The following is a 21,457-nucleotide window of genomic DNA, read 5'->3' on the forward strand; positions in this document are numbered from 1 at the left end:
AGTAGCTGCAACAAAATCATAAGGATTTACTATGTTTGGAAAGTTAAAAGCTTCGCTGGGTATTGGTGCGGCTAAAGTGGATACAGTGCTAGAGAGTATGTCGGTAGTGCAAGGCGATACACTGAAAGGAACGGTTCACATTAAAGGTGGCGATGTCGAACAGCAGATCGACGCTATCAATCTTAAACTCTGTACAGAAATGAAAGTAGAGAGTGATGAAAGCACTAGCTATCAGGACTTTATCTTAGCCAAACTTCAGGCAGTACAGCCGTTTGTCATCCAGCCAAATGAGCTGAAACAGGTTCCATTTGAGTTGCCTCTTGATGCGGAAACGCCGATCACTGCGCTTAACGCACTGAAAAACCAATGCCATGTATGGGTTGAGACAACTCTGGATATCGACTTTGCTATTGATCCAAAAGACAGAGACTTTGTCGAAGTACGACCTTTACCTGTGGTTGCCAAAATCCTGAGTGCCATTGAACAGGCTGGATTTGGAATGGTTAAAGCGGATGTAGAGAAAGGCTTCTTGCGCGGTGGTAACTTTAGTTCTAAGTCAGGTTGTTATCAGGAAATCGAATTCCGTAACAATGGCTTTATCAGTAGTAAAGAGATTGAACTGTCTTTTGTATTAGAAGGTTCTACTGTGCACTGTCTGGCGGAGATTGATCGCTCATTGAGCATGCGTGGTGACCAGTACATCTCTTTCTCTTTGCATCGTCAGGCTTCTGATTCAGAAATCTCTGCTGCAGTTAACCGTATTCTTTCAGTTTAACTGTCAGCCCCGCCAAAACGATAACGGAACGCAACGCCAAAAGCGATATCGGTACTGTTATCGGCATTAAACATATTCTCTACCGCGGTGATTTCTACCGCGGTATTTTTTAATGTGTAACGATAGCCCAGAGTAAATTCGGTTGATGGCTTCGAGAACTCGCTATCGTCATCCGTCACCCCCTGATGAATGGCGAATTGGCCAATAAAGGTATGTTGCTCAAAAAGCTGGTACTGATAACTTGTACCGAGCGACCAGGTGCTATTTCGGTACGGCATCTGCTCGAAAACGGTCGGGGTATTGCGAAAAGTGAGTGCCAACGTGGTATCAAGGGAATGTTTGTCTCTGCGATAGCCATAGTTAACCTGAATTGCCTGTTCAAACTCAGAAGAACTGAACAGGCCGTGGTCGGTGTCATTGTAGTAAAGTGAGATACCAAGGGATAAGCCGTGATGGTCATTGGTAATTAGCTGACGTTGCAAGTAACCGGTAATGGCGTGGCTCAACGTCTCCCCACGAAAATCCTCCAGTTCAATGCCATACTCGGGCATATTGATGACGAATCGATCGTTATCGACATCTTCCCGTCCATTCTGATCGATAGAAAACCAGTCGTGAAACGCAATCGTCAGTCCATCTAGGTGGTTGTTACCGGCATAGTTCCAACGATAATTGAGGTCAAGCTGCCAGCGTGAGTCGAGTTGCCATCTACCACCAAAGGCAATCTGGTTCTGGTAATAATCAAGTTCATAGGTAGCAGTGACCGCCCAGATACTAGAAATAGTACCTGATGCGTAAACTTCGCTTTCGTCTTCCTGCATAGAAAAACCAGAACGCAACTGAGGGGAAAGACTATTGGTATGAAATGGGGATTGAGTATAGCTTTGTAGCGGACCAAAACCATCACTTCCATAGCTGACTGGAATAGTAAATTGACCGACAACAAGGATAAGTAACCAGACGGGAAACCGCATGACTAACCCCCATAAATTATTATTATGTTTATGATAATAATGTAGTTTAAAACATGAGGGTTTGCTAAATAAGGCAAAAAAATTGCCCCGTGTGGGGCAATTAATTTTCGCTTAAGCGGCTTTCAGGTGAGTAGTAATGTATGGTTGCCATGCGTTTTGATACAGCTCTTTAGACTGACGACGCATGGTACGAATTTGCGCCTGTTCAAGGTCGTTAATCTCGCGAGATTCTAAAGCAGCTAATCGTTCAATCTTCTGGATCTGTTCATAGAACTCATGCTCAGGACCACTTTTAACATCAGCAATGGCTTTCAGGTGGAGCTGAACCTCAGCAACAAGATTTGTTTTTGGTAGTTTGACCAATAGATTCAGGTCGCGGTAACCAGACGCACCAGGTTTTTTAAAGCGGTTTTTCACTTTAACTACAGTGGTCTCGCGATTCAGTACTTCGTATGCCGCCATCAGGCTTTCAATATCGTCAGCCACAATAGTTGCACGAGCAAGGTCAGTGATACGCTCTGGCTGACCATTCAGTTCATAAGCGATCTTCTCTTTAGCGCGCTCAGCAGATTTTACGCCAGCGAAGTAAGATTCAGTAGAGGTCAGCAGGGCAGTGCTTTTACATAGCGTTTCAAGTTCAGCCTGCGCTTGGTGAGCTTTACTGTATAGCACGTCGAAATCAGAATACGGTTGAGTTGGAGTAGTAGACATTGATTGAATGCCGTAAAGACCGCTCAGGTTATGTTTGAATGCGTGGGAACACACTTCGTTCTGGTTAGTAGAACGATTTTCCTCGTTAGCTGGTGCGGTTGGAATAGCGGCAAATGCAGGTGCACGGCTGAGCATTAAAAGCATCAGGGCCGTAGTTCGCAAAAATAGGCTCATTCACTCTCCTTAGATGTGTCGGCTTAGCTAAAAGGTGTCGAAAAAAGTTTCAAGCACTAAGACCACTCATCTCTACATAGTAATGGGGTTAGATTTTGCGTTTCCAATCGCTTGCTACCCTTACATTTTCAAAAGTTTGAACAGCATCTCATATCCTATGTGACTATTTAGAGTGCCGTGTTTTTTAAAGGTTCAGCGTTAGTATGTAACCAAGTATAAACGGACAACATGAACTTAATCTGAATGAACTCTTCAGGTTAGTTAAATTCGCTATACCACTTGGCAGCGCTTTCAGATAGGCTATGCGCTATCAAGTCAGCAACAGAGAATTACAATGAGAGATCCAGAGTTTTGGCACGGAAAATGGGCCGCGAACCAAATCGGTTTTCATCTTGAAGATGTAAACCCACTATTGATTGAGTATTGGCAGCACACTAAGCCGACCCATGAAGATAAAGTATTGGTCCCACTGTGCGGAAAGTCCGAAGATCTTGTCTGGCTGGCGACCAAACACGCTGATGTTCAGGGAGCTGAACTGAGTAACATCGCGGTACGCGCTTTCTTTGCTGAGCATTTTTACACACCAATGGTGATGCCAATCAACGGCCAGCATGAGCTGTTCCAGTTTGATGAGCTATCTATTTACAGTGGTGACTTCTTTACTGCACCACTTAAGCCTGTCGACATTGTTTATGATCGCGCTTCGCTGGTGGCACTACCGGAAGAGATGCGTGCAGAATATGTCGCGAAGATTAAATCGCTACTGAACCCAGGTGCGAGAATATTGCTTGTTAGCCTCGACTACGATCAAAGTGAAATGGCGGGGCCTCCATTTTCTGTCGCAGAAGCAGAAATCCGCTCTCTATTCGCTGAATATAAAGTGACCAGACTATATCGTGATGAAGCCGATCAGGATCATCCTAAGATTGCTAAGAAAGGCTTATCTCGCTTTGCCGAAGAAGTGTATTTAATTGAAAGCGAATAGAAACAGAAAAGGCTTGGTTATTACCAAGCCTTTTTTAAATAGGAGCTGATTTTAGTAAACCACTTTCACTTTGCCCGCACTCGTTAGTGCATCTTTAACTGCTGTTTCAATATCTTCACGACGCGTAATAGCCACACCCAGACGGCGACGGCCATCGATGTCTGGCTTGCCGAACAAGCGTACTTGGGTCAGAGGTTGGCTCAGTGCATCCGTAATACCATCAAAACGGATATCCGTTGAAGTGCCTTGACCTAAGATAACGGCCGAAGCCGCTGGACCATACTGTGTAATCGATGAAATTGGCAGGCCAGTAAAGGCGCGAACATGCAGAGCAAACTCAGAGTTATCTTGTGACATCAGAGTAACCAGGCCTGTGTCGTGTGGGCGAGGGGAGACTTCATTAAAGATAACCGTGTCGCCTTTGATAAACAGCTCGACACCAAAGATACCAAAACCACCCAGAGCATTGACGACTTTACCTGCTGCATCCTGAGCCGCTTTAAGTGCTGCGTCAGACATCGCTTGTGGCTGCCATGACTCTCGGTAATCACCATCTTCCTGACGATGGCCGATTGGCGCGCAGAAGTGTGTACCGTCGACAGCGCGAACCGTGAGTAGAGTGATTTCATAATCAAAGTCGATAAAGCCTTCAACGATCACGCGACCTGCGCCAGTTCTACCGCCTTCCTGAGCGTAGTTCCAAGCTGTGTCGACATCCTCAGCGGTTTTAATCACGCTCTGACCTTTACCAGAAGAACTCATTACTGGCTTACAGACACACGGGATACCGACTGCTTCTACTGCCGCTTTAAACTCCTGATAGTTGTCAGCAAAACGGTAGGGAGAGGTAGTCAGTTGTAACTCCTCAGCCGCAAGACGACGAATGCCTTCGCGGTTCATCGTCAGTTTGGTTGCTTTAGCGGTTGGTACAACATTGAGCCCTTTAGCTTCGAGTGCGACTAAGGTATCTGTCGCGATAGCTTCGATTTCTGGAACAACGTAATCCGGTTGCTCTTTATCGATAATCGCTTGAAGCTGATCGCCATCTAACATGTCTAATGTGTAGCTGCGGTGAGCCACTTGCATTGCTGGAGCGTTTTCATAACGATCGCAGGCAATCACTTCAAGACCTAGTCGCTGACATTCAATCGCGACCTCTTTGCCTAATTCACCTGAACCGAGAAGCATCACGCGGGTTGCACTTTTTGCCGTTGCTGTACCAAACATATTTAACCTTAAACTCTACGAGGATTAGTTGAATGGGGGCATCATACTGATTGTGAGATAAAAAGCAAACGTTTGCGTCGTGTTTAATCTAGGAAAATAGTCGTAAATATAACAGGGCATGAAAAACATCCACCTGTAAGAAAGATGTCGAATTGATAGAGATGGCTGAGGAGTGACTTTAGAGAAGGTTAGCCAATAAAAAAGGCGCTGTGATAGCGCCTTTAATCGAACTTAAAGCTCTAAATAACTCATTGGGATATCTGGGTTAATTGCTTCCAGAGTCGCCTGGGTGTTAGCCAGATGGCTGATGGTACCACCTTGCGCTTCTACCAGTGCCGCTGAGTGAATCTGTTCCAGATCCTGACGATCAAGCAGGAGCTGAACCAATGCAACTTGCAGTGGAGGCAGGCTAGGGTTAAACGCAGCATTTTCTGCGTAGGCGCCTTGATAAACTTTACCGTTGTTCATCTTAATTGCCACACCGCTTAAATTGTGGGTGTAAGGAGCGTGGCTGCGGTTTAGTGCATCAATCGCTGACTGAACCAGTTCGTCTTGCTCATCACACTGCTTGCCATGGTCAACCGTAGTCATTAGAGCTGACTCAATACCAAGATCGGCAGGGCCGAATGATTCAGGTAGGTACTCCTGCAGTGATTTACTGTCTCGCTCTGGTAATTGAATGCGAAGCTTATCTGCTGTTGAAAGCTCGTTCATAAACTGGCGACAGTGACCACAAGGGCTGAAATTGATGGTGATATCGGCAACGCCTTGTTCGCCTTTCATCCAAGCGTGGCTAATTGCAGATTGTTCTGCGTGAACGGTTTGCCCTAACTGGACGCCTGAAAACTCGACATTAGCACCGAAGTAAAGCTTACCAGAGACACCACGCACAATAGCACCTACATAGAAATTAGACAGAGGCGCGTAAGAGTAGGCGGCCGCGAATGGGAGTAAAGCGACACGAAGGTCAGCATCTTCCATTCCGGAGATTGTCAGTAACTGTTCAAACTGCTCGGCAGAGAGGGTCGCGTCGAAATCGTCAGCGAGAAGAATAGGCGATAAGAAATCTGCTACGTTTTTTGGCGCTTCAGACAGCGCTTGTTCAATGCGGCTTCTCATAGTGAATCCTTGTTTCAGCGTAATTGATATCTTTGAGCTTAGTTCGGTTAACTTAGGAATAAACTCTGATATTGGTATTACATTTTATGTAACACTCAAAAATGTTCAGAGATCTAAGTCACAATATTGATTGTAATGAATTTGTTCGTTACATAATTAGAGTGAGCTCACACATGATAACGATTGCAGAGCGAAATTATATGAACTGAGTCGAACAAAGGTGGAGTTTGCTTGGGGAGAGTCTGATGTTTCAGATAGTTAAGTGTAGAAGAGGGTATTAACAGCAATAAACAGTTTTACGATCAAAAAAACGGAAAGCAGTGCTTTCCGTTTTAAGATAACAAATGATTACAGCTTAATTTGTTGAAGTACTGGCTTCCATCTCGCATGGGTAGCCTGATCTTCCGGTGTTATACCGACGTTTTGACCAGACACTATATTAAGAACATAGCGATCATTCGAACCATCAACGTAGCGGCTGATTAACTTATCACCTTCCCAGAACCATTTTTGTGCCAGATTTGAGCCACATGACTCTACTGTTAACGTCTTAGACGCTGAGACAGTCAGGCAACGGTCAGGGTCGACACGACTGCGGTATCGCTCTTGTTTGTCCAGACCCCAGATTTGATTCCAGTTGCCGTGACAAGAATAACCATTTACCTGGCCGCCTTCTGCTGACTTATCACCATTGGTTCCGTAAACATCCAGACAGAGATCGTTATTGCTTAATGACTGCAAGGTTACGTGAGCTTCTGCTTCAAACAGCGGATGGTTCCAATCGATCGTAAATGACGTATTGATTGAGCGAGCGATCCATGACGAACCTGCAGGGCCATACACCGAGAACAGTGCAGACGGGATAACATCGCCATAGCGTGCCTTGGCGGTGAACTGGGCACCAATTTGAAACTTAGTCGTCCCATCTTGATTCACAGGAGCTTCGTATATTACGTCATAGTTTGGTTTGAAGTTGGCATACGAGATCGGATTAAACTTCGATTTATCAAATACCCAGCCGCTGCCCCAGTGTGCGGCAGTAAAGTAACATCCCAGCTCCTGACGTCTTAGCTCTGAACACTCGTCAAACTCACGCTCAAATGAGACTTGGAAGTCGCTCAGCGAAGAACGGTTATTTACCCGATAGTCTTTGGTGTCGAATACCAATGTTTTTTCATTCTTATAGCTGAATGAGGCACCCACTTCACCACCGACTTTAGGGCCATCTTTACCTACTTCTGCGCCCAATGAGCCATTGATGCCGATTGAATAACCATGCGTATCGCGGTGCTGGTAGTTTTTGTTTTCGTTATGAGGGAAATCGCTGACTTTTTTTGGCACATAACCTGAGACCGGCTTCACCCACAAATCATAACTGCTGGCAAATGGACCGATGTATGTGCGACGGTTTGCCCAGCTCTGGAACCAACTATGATCCTGCTGCAGGTCGTCTACCAGGTGGAAACCTGTGCCAGGTTTATCTGCATCAATAGTGAAGCGAACGATCTTAGCGTCTGGTGTAAAACCTTGTGAAGTTGATGACTGAACAGAACGCATCTGTGCGACTGTCACTCTAAGATCAACCGATGCCCCAGCATTACACCAATCGCGTGTTTTATCGAAATCTTTACTTGTGTAGAGGTTACACGTCATCTTAGAGCTAGTGATGTAGTGTACGGTTTCGACAATAGGTACATAGTTGTCGGCCAATGCATTGGTAGAAGCTGCAAGTAAAGAAAGTGTGCAAAAAGTAGAAGTTTTCATATTACTCACCTCCAAAACCAAGACGATCTAACGCATGAACCAGCGAGTGGTTAAGACTTTCTAGTTCAGCCGTAGGGTTATTAATTGATTGACCATTTTCGTCTTGAACGTCTGCCACAATAGAGTTGATGATCTTGTCTCCCTGATAAACCCCAGTGACAACAAGAGGACTATCGCTGCCAAGACCGGTTAGCGATTGACTCAGTTCGATTTTAGCGTCTTCCCCGGGGATTTGACGCAGGTCGATGATGACAATATCTCCCTGATAAATATGTGATTTTGCCTTGTTAATGTCATCATCAGATGCCGTTGCTACATTAATGTAGAGTGCATCGTTTTTAGCCAAGCTACCGTTGTAATACTGACTTGATTGCTGGTAGTGATCAGTGATTGATTGAGATATCTCACTTTCGCTACCGAGTATCTGAATGTCAGCAAATGCATGTGCAGAAATCACACAAGACAGCAGGGTTGCTGCTGTTAGTACTTTAGTGTTTTTGTTATCCATACCAGAATCCTAGTAAAGAGTTTCTAACTAAAAAACAAATCAATAATCAGTTATTAACTCCTGATATTTGTTTGTTATCTCACTGCGGGAATAAGTACTTCTTGGAGTTGAGCAATACCCCAAATCAATCCCCGTGTTTTATTTATTAACATGGCGAATAAGTTTCGGAAAAGGGAATTTTTATATTAGATTTTGTGAATTTATATTGATCAAAGTGTGATACTTATTCAATGTTTTATGCTGGGATAAGGGTAGGGTAATTCTTACAAATTATGTGGTTGTTATTTGTACAAACAGATAAAAGCGCACTTTATCATTAATCTGATTACAAAATTGATGATTAGCATTGGTTTGACTCAAACCGCGGTAGAAATGATGCACTGATGATAAGTTTATGTTTTAGATGATATTAATTTATATATCAGCAACGCTGTACGTTCTTTGTACAGGTTGGTTTAAAGTTTATGGTACATATGAAGATATATTTACCGATTAAAATGCCCTAAATCATAATGTTAAAAATAACTTTAAAGTAATTGCTCTAATTTTGCTTTTATCAGCAATTTAATATTTAAGTAAAAAGCAATATATAGATCACAAATATTTCCTATAGGAAACTTTAAAGAACGCTGTGCTCTACATTCGAAAATCAAATAACCAGATGAATTATATTGTATTAATAATGAGAAATAACTTTTTGCGAATGCAAGTTATATAAGTGGGCAAATGAAAATATGACACTGGTTATTACCTGAGTGCTCTAAATAAATAACTTTTTACTAATTTAGTGAAGTCACCGATACGTTGTTATTTGTTACTAAAGCCAACGCAAATTTTAAAGGGACAGACACCATTAAATAGAGCAATTAAAGTGCCTGTCCTTTCAACTTATTAAAGCGTCTGTCCCTTCAATTTAATAGACTTAACGCATATTGAAGATCTCTGTGTGGAAGCGTTCTTGAGCAACCCCCATAGCTAACAGCTCGCGTTTTAGCTTGTTACCAAACTGGACGGGGCCACAAAAGCTAGTGTCAAAGTCCTTACTGTTGACCTTATCCAAAATCAGTTGGCTATCGAGAAGCTCTCCATCTTCGGCATTCACCAGGTGTAACTTTATAAAATCCAGTCGCTGAACAAGTGAAAGTATTTCATTGCCGAAAAAGGCTTCTTTTTTGCAACTAACACAGTAGAAAAGATGCACCTCTTCTAACTCGAACTGCTGTTTTGTCGCTTTTCTTTTTAGCCAGTAAAGGCGGGAGATGAAAGGTACAATCCCAATACCTGCACCGATCCAAACCTGTCTCTCAGATTCAGGGATCTGAAAAGCACCGTAACCACCTTCAACTGTCACTTCTTGTCCAACGCTAAGGTTGTTGACCAATTTATGGGTGTAATCTCCTAAGTCTTTTACGCCAAAGGAGATTGTTTGGTTTTCAGCGTCGAAGTCTAGAATTGAAAATGGGTGAGGGGCTTCACCATCATGAAAATCGAGGTACGCAAATTGCCCCTCTTTGTAACGAAAAAGTGATTCCAGCTTGATAGAAAATCGTACCACTGAACTTTGGTTAGATTTTGCAGAGTAAGCTTCAACATTAATGACTTGTCCTTGGGACTTATTTCCTTTACCAATGTTACCTGACAGGGAAAGCCACGAGCACCAGATACCAATAATGGAAATCACAATAATAGCGGCGTTCATTGGAATAGTGCCTGCATTCCAATCAAGTAAAAATGCGGTATGAAAAACACCGGCAAGCATCAATAACCCACCAATCTTGTGAGTAAACTTGAACTTCTTGTAGCTGATGGCCTGATACAGGCTGATGATACTGAAGATAAGGAAAACCTTGAAAGAAACGTCACCGACCTGCTCAGCAACAGCATGCCAGTTAATGCCTTCTATTGCCGGCATAGGACCTCGGTTGGGTCTGCCAATAACTCCTGCACCAACTAGCCAAGGTCCACTCTTGATGATCAACCAGTGACTGAATAGAGCAACAGTAGCGCCCATCCCTAAGTTTTTGTGAAGCTTATAGCCTTTATCCAGACCTTTTACTATCTCTTCAACCCAACTAAAACGCGCGGCAAGCAAAACAGCAATCCCCATGTAACCGAGACCAAGCAGACCTGAGTACATCGTTAATTGGTGGCGCCAAGCGAAAAAGCTGTCCAGGCTTTGCCAGTTAACCAATAAACTTGGTAACCAGAGTAATGTGAGTATGGCTGTGATTCTAAACATAATCGGTATTCTTCTATAACAGAGGAGTAATTGATCAGCATGATATATATAGAAACGCCGTGATAAAGCGTATTTGCACTGGCTTACTCAGCTTTACATTGCTTTACGATTTTTAGGGATTTGTTAGAGGGACAGACGCGATAAGGGAGCAGATATCGAGAGATGTAATTGGGACACACACCATAACGAGCAAATACTCGGATAGCGCGCCTGTCCCCAGAAGCTAGAATTTCTTATAGGGACAGACACCTAAAGTAGACACCTAAAGCAAAGGTTTCTTAAAGGGACACACACCATAATAAACGGGCCACATATGTGGCCCGAATGAGAGTGATTAAGCAGACAACCAAACCGCTAGGGTAAAGAAGGATGGCGCCAGTATTGAGGTAATAACACCGCACACTACCAGAGCAAGAGAGCTAAATGCTGCGTCTTGAGGATCTTTCTCTGCGCAGGTTGCCGTGCCAAGGGCATGGGAGACTGTTCCCATGGTCAGTCCCTTGGCAATTGGGTGAGTGATGTTAAGCAGGTTGTAGATCGGGTAAGCCATAATCGCCCCAAACAAACCAACAATAAGTACCAGGATTGCTGCAATAGCAGGTTCGCCGCCTAAGTGGCTGGATACTTCCATCGCAATCGGTGTAGTGACCGATTTACCCAACAGGCTGGCAATCAGCGAGATGTCGGCTTTTAAGTAAACCGCAATCATACTGGCAGTAAACATCGACATAACACTGCCTACACCACAGGCAAGCATGATGATGCGCCAGTTGGCTCGGATTTGAGGTAATTGTTCGTATAACGGATAGGCCAGTGCGACTACCGCCGGTTGCAGTAGATAGTTAATCCATTGGTTATCGGCGTAGTATGTCTCAAACGGGACTTTAAGATAAGTGAGTAGCGGGATAAGTACCGCAAGACTTACCAACAGCGGGTTCATAAACGGGCTGTTGAATTTCTGGCACAACCAGCGAGCGGCAAAGAAGACAACAATCGTAGCGAGTAACCACATTATTTTTGTCCTCCTTTAAGCATTCTGTCGAGCATCAGGCCTAGCAACACCAGGACGATAAAGGTGCCACCCACCGCACTTGCCAGGATAGGCAACGCATTGGCAATCAGCATATCGAAATGCTCCATCAGACCAACACTGATAGGAACAAACAGTAACACCATATAGCGGATAAAGAGCGTAGCACCCGGACGTACCCAATGGGATGGAACCAGACCACTGGCCAACAGGCTAAATAAGATCAGCATGCCGATAATGCTGCCGGGGATAGAAAGGTCGACTAAGTGCTGAATATTGATGCCAGCAATCAGGCATAAAAAGATCAGCCCCATAGACACCACATAGTGAAGCAAGGTTTTCGCCATAATCATGTATTGTCCAACTGTTGAGCCTTCAACTCGCTTAGAAGGCTCTATTGATTCATTGGCTCAATCCCAGATTATGATTAATTATGATGGTGATTGAGCTGGTCTGTAGGGTGCAGGACTTTGTAACTATTGTTATTTTTGACTACTAGGATACTCGCTTTTGCACGTATTGGTAGATGGATTTTAAAATTGCCATTTTCTTTTGGTCACTTTCATGTTCGTGAGCCAAGTTTTCCAGATTGAGCATGTAGTCTTCAATACGACTTTCGAAGTAATCACGACAGTGCAATGCCCAACGCTGTTGCTCAGACTCATCCAGAGTCCAAGGGAAGTTTCTCGCTCGGTAGCGGAACAGAAGTGGTGCAATACGATCATCGTTGAAGCTGATATCAAGTGCGGCAAGATTGTTTGGGTCAGTCTCGCGAATGATATCCATCGCTGCCTTGTCGGCAGGAGAGAAGAAACCATCATAGAGCATGCTGTCTACGTCTTGGCTTTTTTCATACTCACGCTCGATAGCATAAACACCAATCAGCTTCTCACGGATTTCCGGATGTTTGCGAAGCAAAGCCAGATTCTCGAGACACTTCTCTCGGTCGATGCCAATCTTCTCTGCATTTTCTGCAGTAAGCGTCTTAGCCGGTGCAAGGATAGGGCACTTATTTAGCTGAACAAGTTTTACCGGCACAGGCAGTTCATCAGGACCTAAGTCTGAATGCTTAGTGTATAGGCGCTGGTTAAGCTGCTCGGTATCCAAATCAAGTAGAGCTTGCGGATCTTTCGCTAAATCAACACAAATAACGGCATTTTGATTGGTTGGGTGCCAGGCAACTGGCACAATCCAGCTGGTGTAGTTACACTCTTTGCCCAACATGCCAGAGACGTGCATCAACGGCGTCATGTTAACGATATCGACCAGTTCATTAAGCTTACGCTTGTGGCGCATACTCAAGAAGTAGTCGAACAGTTTTGGCTGAGCCGCTTTCACTTTTTTCGCCATCTCGATAGTGGCAATAACGTCGGCCATCGCATCGTGAGCGTTTTCGTGCTCGATGCCATTGGCTACAGAGAGACTTTCTAGCTTAAAGCTAATAAACCCTTCTTCGTTTTCAGGCCACTCGATGCCTTCTGGGCGTAGGGCGTAACAAGCACGCATCACGTCGAGTAAATCCCAGCGAGAGTTGCCGTTTTGCCAGCTCCACGCATATGGGTCGATAAAGTTTCGGTAACAGGTGTAGCGCGTTACTTCGTCATCAAAGCGGATACTGTTGTAGCCAAGGCTGATGGTATTTGGCATCGCCAATTGCTCATGGATCTTAGCGATAAACTCCGGCTCACTGAGACCTTTTGATTCAGCAGTTTGCGGAGTGATACCAGTAATTAGGGCCGCTTCTGGCGCAGGAAGGTAATCTGCTGGTGGCTGACAATAGATAACAAGAGGCTCTCCGATGATATTGAAATCCATATCGGTGCGAACGCCTGCAAACTGACACGGACGGTCTTTAGCTGGGCTGGTTCCCCACGTTTCGTAGTCGAAGAAGAAAAACGTCGGTTGATGCTCTTGTTGCATTGTCTGATTACCAAGTGTTTAAAATTCACAGCGGTATTAGACCATTGCAACAAGGTCAAGGCAAACGGCTTAAGCGGATAACAGGTCGAGTGGTAGAAAATTGCTCGATATTTGATGGGTAGAGCATTCGATTACTGATATTGCTGGATCAGACGGCGCATATTGCTACTGTCGAGGATCTCGAGTTTTTTCGACGAATGAGCGAAAAGCTGATATTGCATCGCTTGGGCAACATCTGCCGCTTCAATTGGGATTAGCTTGGATAGTGGACCTAACATCAAAGGCTGGAGGATGGTCAGCATGGTCTGTACAACCACTTCATCTTTGCGCGGGTTTTCCCTCAACCCTTTAAGAGGGCCAGGACGGACAAACACGACACGGTCAAAGCCCATACGTTCGATGGCAAGTTCCATACGACCTTTACAGCGCAGGTAGTGTGAGAACGAGCGCGCAGATGCGCCATAGCTGGATACCACTGCGAGTTGCTTGACTCCGAGTAACTTCATCTCCTGAGCGACGTCACATACCAACTCATAGTCGACCTTTTCCAGTGCTTGTTTAGATCCTGCCTGCTGCAATGTGGTACCAAGGCAGATGAAGCCATATTCAGGTTGTGGCTTGTTATCATCCCAGTCCTGAATGCGCAGCTCAGGGTGCTGAATCACTTCAAGCTTAGAATGGAAAAATGGCAATTCGCGACGGCTCAGCGCGTAGATATGTTCGATTGGGGTTTGTTCTAACATCTGCTTGATTAGCTCGTTACCGATTAGTCCGGTCGAGCCCGCAGTTATTATGGTAAGAGGGTTAGCTCGTTCCAATGCCTACGCACCTTATCCGTTGATGAGATTCACCCTGTATTTTACAGGGGCATATAAGCCAGAGCATCCACTAAGTCCGCAATAAAATCTGTGATCGAATTTAGAGAATGAAAAATAACCAGACAGGGAATCGGGTGCTATCGATTAGAAGTGAGAGAGAGTTGGCGTTATGTGTATTTGGAGACCCCGCCATCTGGCGAGGTCTGTTGGGGAGAGTCAAGTTAATGACAAGGGTACTTTCTTCTGATTACGTTGTGGTTTGTTCTGTTTCTGTTTTTTAGACTGTTGATTGGCAAACATACAACCTCCTTGCACTATCAAGCGGGAGAAAACAGTGATACGGCTAATTAATATGCACACTTTGTGCCGTTATAAATGCACTCCCTAGAGTAAAAGATAGGACTTTTAGGCGAAAAATTGCAGTTTTAAACTCAATCATAGAATCTTTTTGACATCCAACAGTGAGATTCCCATTGGCTGAGGGGTGTTAACTGCCTGATTTCACGTTACACTCAGCGCAAAGGAACTGGCATTAAAGGAAAAGCGATGAATATCGAGCTTAGCACCCTGGCACCGACCCAGATTTATCATCTGATGACTCAAACGGTTATCCCAAGGCCGATCGCCTGGGTATTAACTGACTCAGATAAAGGTAACTACAATCTCGCGCCATTTTCTTACTTCACTCCGGTATCGAGTAACCCACCTTTACTGATGTTTTCTGTGGGCAAGAAACCAACTGGCGAGGTCAAAGATACGACTCGTAACGTGTTAGAAACAGGGCGACTGGTGGTTCATATCGCTCATGAACCTTTGGCTGAACAAGTGACCCAGACCGCAGCGACACTGCCACATGGTGAGTCTGAAATTGAAGCTACAGGTCTCGAACTGGTGGACTTTGATGGCTTTGAGCTGCCGCGGGTTAAAGGTTGCCCAATCGCGTTTGCCTGCAAGTTGCATGAAGTGAAAGAAATTGGCGAGACGCCACAGAGCCTGATTTTCGCTGAAATCGAAAAGGTGTACGTCGATCCGCAGGTGATTGGCGAGCGTAGTGACCGTCTGGTGGTTGAAGCTCTTAAAGTCAATCCGCTTTCACGTCTTGGCGGCAGTCAGTATGCGACACTTGATAACGTCTTTTCTGTTGCGAGGCCAAAATAACCGATATGTTAGACCAGAGCTATTCCGAATCTATTTGGCATCGAATTAACCAAAAGACCAAACCGCCAGGTGCGCTTGGTCAGCTGGAGCAACTGGCTCACCAGTTAGCCCTGATTCAAAGTAACGCCTCAGGTGACGCTGTCACTAAAGTTGAAATTAATCAGCCAACAGCCATTGTGTTTGCTGGCGACCATGGCATCGCTGACGAAGGGGTCAGTATTGCGCCAAGTGCGGTCACTCAGCAGATGGTGCTGAACTTCCTTGCTGGTGGAGCGGCGATAAACTGTTTCTGCCGTGTCAATCAGGTGGCACTAAAGGTGGTTGACTGTGGGATTTTGATTCCAGTTGAACACGATTCAGAAGACTTTATTGTTCAGCGACTTGGTGATCGTACTAACAACCTGGCACGACAGGCGTCAATGACCACTGAATCTGCGCGACAGGGTATTGAGCTGGGTAAACAGTTGGTGGGCAAGATAGTAATGTCTGGCTCCAATCTGGTGATGTTCGGCGAAATGGGTATCGGTAACACCAGCAGTGCGGCCGCTATCTTAGCGGCACTAAGTGGTCTTCCTGTCACTCAGTGTGTCGGTCGCGGCACTGGTATTTCAGATCAACAATGGCAAAAGAAAGTCGAGCTGGTTGAACAAGGCGTACAGCGTTGTTCAGGGCTGGAAGTCATCGATGTGCTGGCACAAGTCGGCGGATTCGAGATTGTTCAGATGGTTGGCGGGTTCTTAGCTGCTGCTGAGAGCAAAACGCCTGTGTTGGTTGACGGCTTTATTGTTTCAGCTGCAGCCTATGCCGCTAGTCAGATTAATCCAGATTGTCGAGAGATAATGATTTTTGCCCACCAATCTCATGAAGCTGGTCATCAGTATTTGTTGTCTCAACTGGACGCTCAGCCATTACTGGATCTTTCTTTGCGTCTGGGTGAAGGGACAGGCGCTGCTTTATCGATGCCTCTGGTTCGAGCCGCCGCAGAGTTTTACAACAACATGGCGAGCTTCGAGCAGGCAGGAGTTGTGGTCGACTAATGTCTGCGCTCAAATATCAGTATCAACTGTTTATGCTGGCGTTGGGCTTCTTCTCACGGATCCCTGTGCCAGCGTCCATTCCATTCAGTAGTGAACGGATGAATCAGGCCGGGCGCTATTTCGCCTTGGTTGGTCTACTGTTAGGCTGCCTTTGTGCTTTAGTGTTATTTGTTGCCCAGTCGCTATTGCCCGCCAATGTCGCGATTGTACTGATGATGGTGTTTAGTCTGTTGCTAACTGGCGCCTTTCATGAAGATGGTCTGACCGATATGGCCGACGGCATCGGTGGGGGCATGACGGTCGATCGTCGACTGGAAATCATGAAAGATAGCCGCATCGGTACTTATGGTGCCAGTGCGCTGGTTATGGTGCTTTTAGCTAAGTTCGTGCTGCTTTCTGAACTCATTCACTCACAGCAGATATTATTGATAGTCCTTGTTGGCTATGGCCTAAGCCGCGCTGTCGCTGCATCGCTAATATATGATATGCCTTATGTGACTGATGCGGACTCCAGTAAGAGCAAACCTTTAGCCGAGCGCCAATCAAGCCTTGAGCTGATGATCCTGCTCGTTACTGGTGTGGTGCCGTGTTTACTGCTTGGCGTCAGCCAAACCCTGATACTTATTGGTGTTATGGCACTATTCCGAGTGCTGTTTAAGCGCTGGTTACTGGCAAGGATCGGTGGTTTTACTGGCGACTGTCTTGGCGCTGCTCAACAGTTGTGCGAAATACTGATCTATCTGACTTTGGTTGCGTTACAGGTAAACAGTCTATGAGTATTCATCTAGTTTTGGGCGGAGCACGTTCCGGTAAATCTCGTTATGCGGAGGCTCAAGTAAGCCAACTAGCACGAGGTAAAGCGAAACACTACGTCGCCACAGCGACGGCCTTTGATGATGAGATGGAAAAACGTATCGCTCATCACCAGCAACAACGAGGTGATAGCTGGATTGAACACGAATGCCCAACAGAGCTTGCCGAACAGCTATCGCAGTTTAAGCAGGGAGAGGTAGTGTTGGTTGATTGCCTGACACTGTGGCTCAACAACGTGATTTATAATCAGGGTAAAACTCTCAATGAAGAGCAGATCCAGCAGCGCGTAACACAGTTACAACAAGCCGTCAGTGAGTGTCAAGCCGATGTGGTTTTTGTCTCAAATGAAGTGGGCCTTGGAGTGGTTCCGCTTGGCGAAGTATCACGACTGTTCGTCGATCATGCTGGCTGGATGAATCAGGCTCTGGCGCAGGTGGCAGACAGAGTCACTTTGATTGCAGCAGGTTTGCCTTTAGTCCTCAAGAAGTCTGAGGAAAGCTGACATGGCACAGGCTAATTGCATTAACATTTATCTGCTCAGACATGGTAAAACTCTTGGTGAGCCGGCACTGTATGGTCATACTGATATCGGCGTTTTAACTGAGCGTCAGCAGGGGATATGTCATAGCCTGATGGGTGAACAGCTGGGTTTCGAATCTCTACTGACATCACCCTTGATACGCTGCCGAGATCTGGCTGAGCTGATTAACGCTCAACACCATGGACTCGATTATCGGATTGCTCCCGAATGGCAAGAGACTTCATTCGGTGATCTTGATGGTGTGCCTTTTGAACAGGCTAAACAATCATGGCCGCTATTTAAGGCATTCTGGCAGGATCCGGCAAATAACACTCTGCCTAATGCTGAGCCGCTAGACATTTTTTACCAACGAATATCGACAGCTTGGGATCAATTTATGCAAACTGTCGAAAAAGACACATTAATCGTCTGTCATGGTGGCACGATAAGGATGATTCTCGCCAAGGTACTGAATTTGGACTGGCACAACCCTGCACTCTACGCAAGCCTGAACATCGCCCACCAATCATTAACCCACATACAGATCATCAAGGCCGAAAAAGACTACCTTCGGGTTTGTATGATAGGGAAACCGTTAAACGGATAGCTAAGGAAGTATCATGACCGCACCAAGTTGGAATTTGTCCATCGCTTATCAGGACTTGAATGATCAAAAAATTGACCAGGACATCGAGCTGATTAAGCAGTGTATTCACGCATTAGGTATGCATGTGGATAATCGCGAGTCTCCATCTGTGACACAAAACGCCATTCAAACTAGTGAAGCCGCAGGAAAGCTACTTGCGACGATCAATACTTTTGCTCAGTGTCACGCTTCGATCGATGCGACCAGCAGCGAGGCGAAAAGCCTGATTGGTCGCGTGGCTAAACTCAATTCAGAGCTCTCTCAGGCGTTTGCACCTTACGAGAACACTCTTACTATCGCACCTGATAGCTTTATCGCCGATGTACTCGACCACCCAAGCAGTGATGTCTCGGGACAGGCATTCCAGATTGAATGTGCTCGTAAACTCGCTGCGACTAAGTTGTCAGTTGCAGAAGAGCAACTGCTGACTGCAATGCAGGTTGATGGTCGCGATGCCTGGGGGCGTCTGTACGACAACATTACCGGTTCGCTACAGGTGACGCTTGAAGATGGGCAGGGCACTAAGGTTGGCTTTTCTCATGCAGCAAGCCTGCTTTACGGGACAGACTTTGCAAGTCAGGAGCCAGCATGGCGTGGCATTCAGGCTGCGATGAAAGACAATCAAGAATCCTTCGCTGCAATCCTCAACGCATTAGCAGGCTGGCGTATAACTGAGTATCAGAAACGCTCTAAGCTGACCGATGTGCACTTTCTGGATCCTAGCTTGCACGAAAGCCGTATAGAGAGTGCCTCCCTTGAGGCGATGATGAGCGCAGCGAAATCGAATCGTGGCCTTGGTCAAAAAGCGGGACAGTTGATGGCTCGTGTTCATGGTTTGCAACAGATGCGTCCATGGAACCACATGGCGGGTATGCCGAGCCTGACGGATGCTGAGCCGACGGTATACGGATTTGATGAAGCGATTGAAATCATTCATGCGGCGTTTGCGCAGGTCGATGAGGAGATGGCGGATTTCGTTAACACCATGGTTGAGAATGGCTGGATTGATGCGCAACCTACCGAAAACCGTCGTCTGGGCGCCTACTGTACCAAGTTTGCTGCAACACGCTCTCCGCTGGTATTTATGACCTGGGGCGGTAGCCGTTCAGATCTGCTGACGTTAGCTCATGAGCTAGGCCATGCGTTCCACAACTGGGTGATGCGTGATATGCCACTGTGTCAGACGCGCTATCCAATGACATTGGCTGAAACCGCATCGATTTTCGCTGAGAACGTGGTTCGTGATTATCTGTTGGAGCAGGTAACCAGCCGTGAAGAGAAGCTTGAGATGTTATGGGAAGAATTGACCGCCTGCTATGCGCTGATGGTTAATATCCCGGTACGATTTGAGTTTGAGAAAGCCTTTTATACAGCACGTAGTGAAGGTGAACTCAGTGCATCTGAACTATGCGAGCTAATGAGCAGCACTTGGCAGGATTGGTATGGTGAATCAATGTCTGAACCGGATCCGTACTTCTGGGCGAGCAAGCTTCATTTCTCAATTTCAGAAGTAAGCTTCTACAACTACCCATACTTGTTTGGTTATCTGTTTAGTGGTGGCGTTTATGCTCAGCGTGAACGTAAAGGTGATCAGTTCTACAGCGACTACGTGAGTCTGCTGCGTGATACTGGCTCCATGATGGCTGAAGAGGTCGTTGAAAAGCATCTCGGCATGGATTTAACTCAAGCGGATTTCTGGCAACAGAGTATTGATCGAGTGAAAACTAAGATTGATGAGTTTGAATCCTTGTTAGATCAAAATTAATCGTTTCAAATTCATGATATTATCGGTTGGCCGAGTCGCACTCGGCCAATTTGTACAGTGAGAGCCTTATTGCCACATCTGTTGGTGGCAATCAGATAATTTACGATGAGGCACACGATTTGTGTCGATAAGTGGGATCGCACCTACATAATTTGTCTGAACAATTCATTAACATACCCGCTGTGCAATAAAGGAGTAGCGCATGACGAAAAACCTCTTTCGCCAATCATTTCTTTTAGACAGCCTAGACTTAGAACAAGAAATGCCAGCCAACGAAGTAACGGTTGCTGGTGGAACTGTCTTTAAATTACATCAACGTGGTGTGTTGGAGGTCATTCCAGCGAATCTATCGGAAGATAGTAAACACATCATTATTTCTTGTGGTATCCACGGTGACGAAACCGCACCAATGGAAATCACGGATAAAATCATTACTGATATTCAGTCTGGTTTCCAAGCGGTAACCAACAGACTGCTTTTCATCAACGCTCACCCAGAGGCGACGAACGCGCACACACGATTCATTGAAATGAATCTCAACCGTCTGTTTGATGAAAAAGAGCACGAGCCTTCTAAAGAGCTCGATATTGCGCAGAATCTGAAAAAAATTGTCAGCGACTTTTATCAGGGTACTGAGCAAGACAAACGCTGGCACCTGGATTTGCATTGTGCTATCCGCCTGTCAAAGCATTACTCATTTGTGGTTAGCCCTAAGGTTCGCCATCCAGTCCGCAGTCAGGCATTGATGGAGTTTGTCTCAAGTGCTCATCTTGAGGCTGTTATGTTCTCTAATGCACCGTCGAGTACCTTTAGCTGGTTTAGTGCTGAGAACTTTGGTGCACAGGCTCTGACAGTTGAGCTTGGCCGCGTGGCTAAAATCGGTGAGAACGAACTGGATAAGCTTGTGGCCTTTGACCTAGCACTACGTGATCTTGTATCCGACAGCGAAGCTGAGCACCTGCCGCGTAAGCCAATGATGTACCGTGTGAGCCGTACTATTGTTCGTCTACATGATGATTTCGACTTCTTGTTTGATGACGGCGTAGAAAACTTCACCGCCTTTAAGCATGGCGAAGTGTTTGGTCACGATGGCGATAAACCATTGATGGCAAAGAATGAGGGTGAGGCGATTGTTTTCCCTAACCGCCATGTCGCTGTTGGTCAACGCGCCGCACTAATGGTTTGTCCGGTCAAGACTCGTTACGAAGAAGGACAGCTAGTCTACGATTAATGCTGCAAAATGTGACTAACTGGGTCACTATGCTTTCTATTTG

At 45.7% G+C, this 21,457-nt stretch carries 20 protein-coding genes; 9 read left to right on the plus strand and 11 right to left on the minus strand.

Going from position 1 to position 21,457, the window contains the following annotated elements; all coding sequences use genetic code 11:
* The first annotated feature begins 31 nt into the window (after positions 1–31).
* Positions 32–775 carry a sporulation protein gene (locus tag RH46_RS01500; RefSeq protein WP_006877628.1) on the plus strand — a complete coding sequence of 248 codons (744 nt, stop codon included), beginning with the start codon at positions 32–34 and terminating at the stop codon, positions 773–775.
* On the opposite strand, the gene RH46_RS01505 is transcribed toward RH46_RS01500, so the two are convergent.
* On the minus strand, positions 772–1,749 hold the full coding sequence (locus RH46_RS01505; RefSeq protein ID WP_006877629.1) for a DUF3187 family protein: 978 nt from the start codon (positions 1,747–1,749) through the stop codon (positions 772–774). The two genes, RH46_RS01500 and RH46_RS01505, sit on opposite strands and share 4 nt — an antisense overlap.
* Before the next feature lie 111 nt (positions 1,750–1,860).
* The gene (locus tag RH46_RS01510; RefSeq protein WP_006877630.1) at positions 1,861–2,634 is read right to left on the minus strand and encodes a RelA/SpoT domain-containing protein; all 774 of its coding nucleotides are present in this window, start codon (positions 2,632–2,634) and stop codon (positions 1,861–1,863) included.
* A gap of 334 nt (positions 2,635–2,968) precedes the next feature.
* Here RH46_RS01510 and RH46_RS01515 point away from each other — a divergent pair, with 334 nt between their 5' ends.
* On the plus strand, positions 2,969–3,619 hold the full coding sequence (locus tag RH46_RS01515) for a thiopurine S-methyltransferase (protein ID WP_006877631.1): 651 nt from the start codon (positions 2,969–2,971) through the stop codon (positions 3,617–3,619).
* 51 nt (positions 3,620–3,670) lie between these two features.
* Here RH46_RS01515 and purT read toward each other — a convergent pair whose 3' ends face one another.
* From purT to RH46_RS01560, 9 genes are all read right to left on the minus strand, one after another.
* Complete coding sequence (gene purT, locus RH46_RS01520; protein ID WP_006877632.1) at positions 3,671–4,846, minus strand: formate-dependent phosphoribosylglycinamide formyltransferase; 1,176 nt, start codon at positions 4,844–4,846, stop codon at positions 3,671–3,673.
* 231 nt (positions 4,847–5,077) lie between these two features.
* Positions 5,078–5,965, minus strand: coding sequence for a cytidine deaminase (gene cdd / locus RH46_RS01525; protein WP_006877633.1), 888 nt, complete (start codon positions 5,963–5,965; stop codon positions 5,078–5,080).
* Positions 5,966–6,313: 348 nt separating this feature from the next.
* Complete coding sequence (locus RH46_RS01530; protein ID WP_006877634.1) at positions 6,314–7,729, minus strand: leukocidin family pore-forming toxin; 1,416 nt, start codon at positions 7,727–7,729, stop codon at positions 6,314–6,316.
* Between the two features lies 1 nt (position 7,730).
* Complete coding sequence (locus tag RH46_RS01535; RefSeq protein ID WP_006877635.1) at positions 7,731–8,237, minus strand: hypothetical protein; 507 nt, start codon at positions 8,235–8,237, stop codon at positions 7,731–7,733.
* Positions 8,238–9,159: 922 nt separating this feature from the next.
* Complete coding sequence (locus RH46_RS01540) at positions 9,160–10,476, minus strand: ferredoxin reductase family protein (protein WP_006877636.1); 1,317 nt, start codon at positions 10,474–10,476, stop codon at positions 9,160–9,162.
* 334 nt (positions 10,477–10,810) lie between these two features.
* On the minus strand, positions 10,811–11,488 hold the full coding sequence (locus tag RH46_RS01545) for a CidB/LrgB family autolysis modulator (RefSeq protein WP_006877637.1): 678 nt from the start codon (positions 11,486–11,488) through the stop codon (positions 10,811–10,813).
* Complete coding sequence (locus RH46_RS01550; protein ID WP_040894826.1) at positions 11,488–11,853, minus strand: CidA/LrgA family protein; 366 nt, start codon at positions 11,851–11,853, stop codon at positions 11,488–11,490. Before RH46_RS01550 ends, RH46_RS01545 begins: the two co-directional genes overlap by 1 nt.
* A gap of 148 nt (positions 11,854–12,001) precedes the next feature.
* Positions 12,002–13,426, minus strand: coding sequence for an exodeoxyribonuclease I (gene sbcB / locus RH46_RS01555; RefSeq protein WP_006877640.1), 1,425 nt, complete (start codon positions 13,424–13,426; stop codon positions 12,002–12,004).
* Between the two features lie 131 nt (positions 13,427–13,557).
* Positions 13,558–14,244, minus strand: coding sequence for an NAD(P)H-binding protein (locus RH46_RS01560; RefSeq protein ID WP_006877641.1), 687 nt, complete (start codon positions 14,242–14,244; stop codon positions 13,558–13,560).
* Between the two features lie 546 nt (positions 14,245–14,790).
* Between RH46_RS01560 and RH46_RS01565 the strand changes: the two genes are divergently transcribed.
* From RH46_RS01565 to RH46_RS01595, 7 genes are all read left to right on the plus strand, one after another.
* Positions 14,791–15,402: a flavin reductase family protein gene (locus RH46_RS01565; RefSeq protein WP_006877642.1), complete on the plus strand. Its 612-nt coding sequence runs from the start codon at positions 14,791–14,793 to the stop codon at positions 15,400–15,402.
* A gap of 5 nt (positions 15,403–15,407) precedes the next feature.
* Positions 15,408–16,439 carry a nicotinate-nucleotide--dimethylbenzimidazole phosphoribosyltransferase gene (gene cobT / locus RH46_RS01570; protein ID WP_006877643.1) on the plus strand — a complete coding sequence of 344 codons (1,032 nt, stop codon included), beginning with the start codon at positions 15,408–15,410 and terminating at the stop codon, positions 16,437–16,439.
* A complete protein-coding gene (locus tag RH46_RS01575; protein ID WP_006877644.1) occupies positions 16,439–17,215 on the plus strand; it encodes an adenosylcobinamide-GDP ribazoletransferase in 777 nt (258 codons plus the stop codon). The genes cobT and RH46_RS01575 overlap by 1 nt, the downstream gene beginning before the upstream one ends.
* Positions 17,212–17,754: a bifunctional adenosylcobinamide kinase/adenosylcobinamide-phosphate guanylyltransferase gene (gene cobU / locus RH46_RS01580; protein ID WP_006877645.1), complete on the plus strand. Its 543-nt coding sequence runs from the start codon at positions 17,212–17,214 to the stop codon at positions 17,752–17,754. Before RH46_RS01575 ends, cobU begins: the two co-directional genes overlap by 4 nt.
* A gap of 1 nt (position 17,755) precedes the next feature.
* The gene (locus RH46_RS01585; protein WP_006877646.1) at positions 17,756–18,379 is read left to right on the plus strand and encodes a histidine phosphatase family protein; all 624 of its coding nucleotides are present in this window, start codon (positions 17,756–17,758) and stop codon (positions 18,377–18,379) included.
* A 13-nt stretch (positions 18,380–18,392) separates the two neighbouring features.
* Positions 18,393–20,183, plus strand: coding sequence for a M3 family oligoendopeptidase (locus RH46_RS01590; protein WP_006877647.1), 1,791 nt, complete (start codon positions 18,393–18,395; stop codon positions 20,181–20,183).
* A gap of 202 nt (positions 20,184–20,385) precedes the next feature.
* Positions 20,386–21,414 carry a succinylglutamate desuccinylase gene (locus tag RH46_RS01595; protein ID WP_006877648.1) on the plus strand — a complete coding sequence of 343 codons (1,029 nt, stop codon included), beginning with the start codon at positions 20,386–20,388 and terminating at the stop codon, positions 21,412–21,414.
* The last annotated feature ends 43 nt before the right edge of the window (positions 21,415–21,457 follow it).

The organism is Vibrio brasiliensis LMG 20546 (genome assembly GCF_000189255.1).
Classification (GTDB): domain Bacteria; phylum Pseudomonadota; class Gammaproteobacteria; order Enterobacterales; family Vibrionaceae; genus Vibrio; species Vibrio brasiliensis.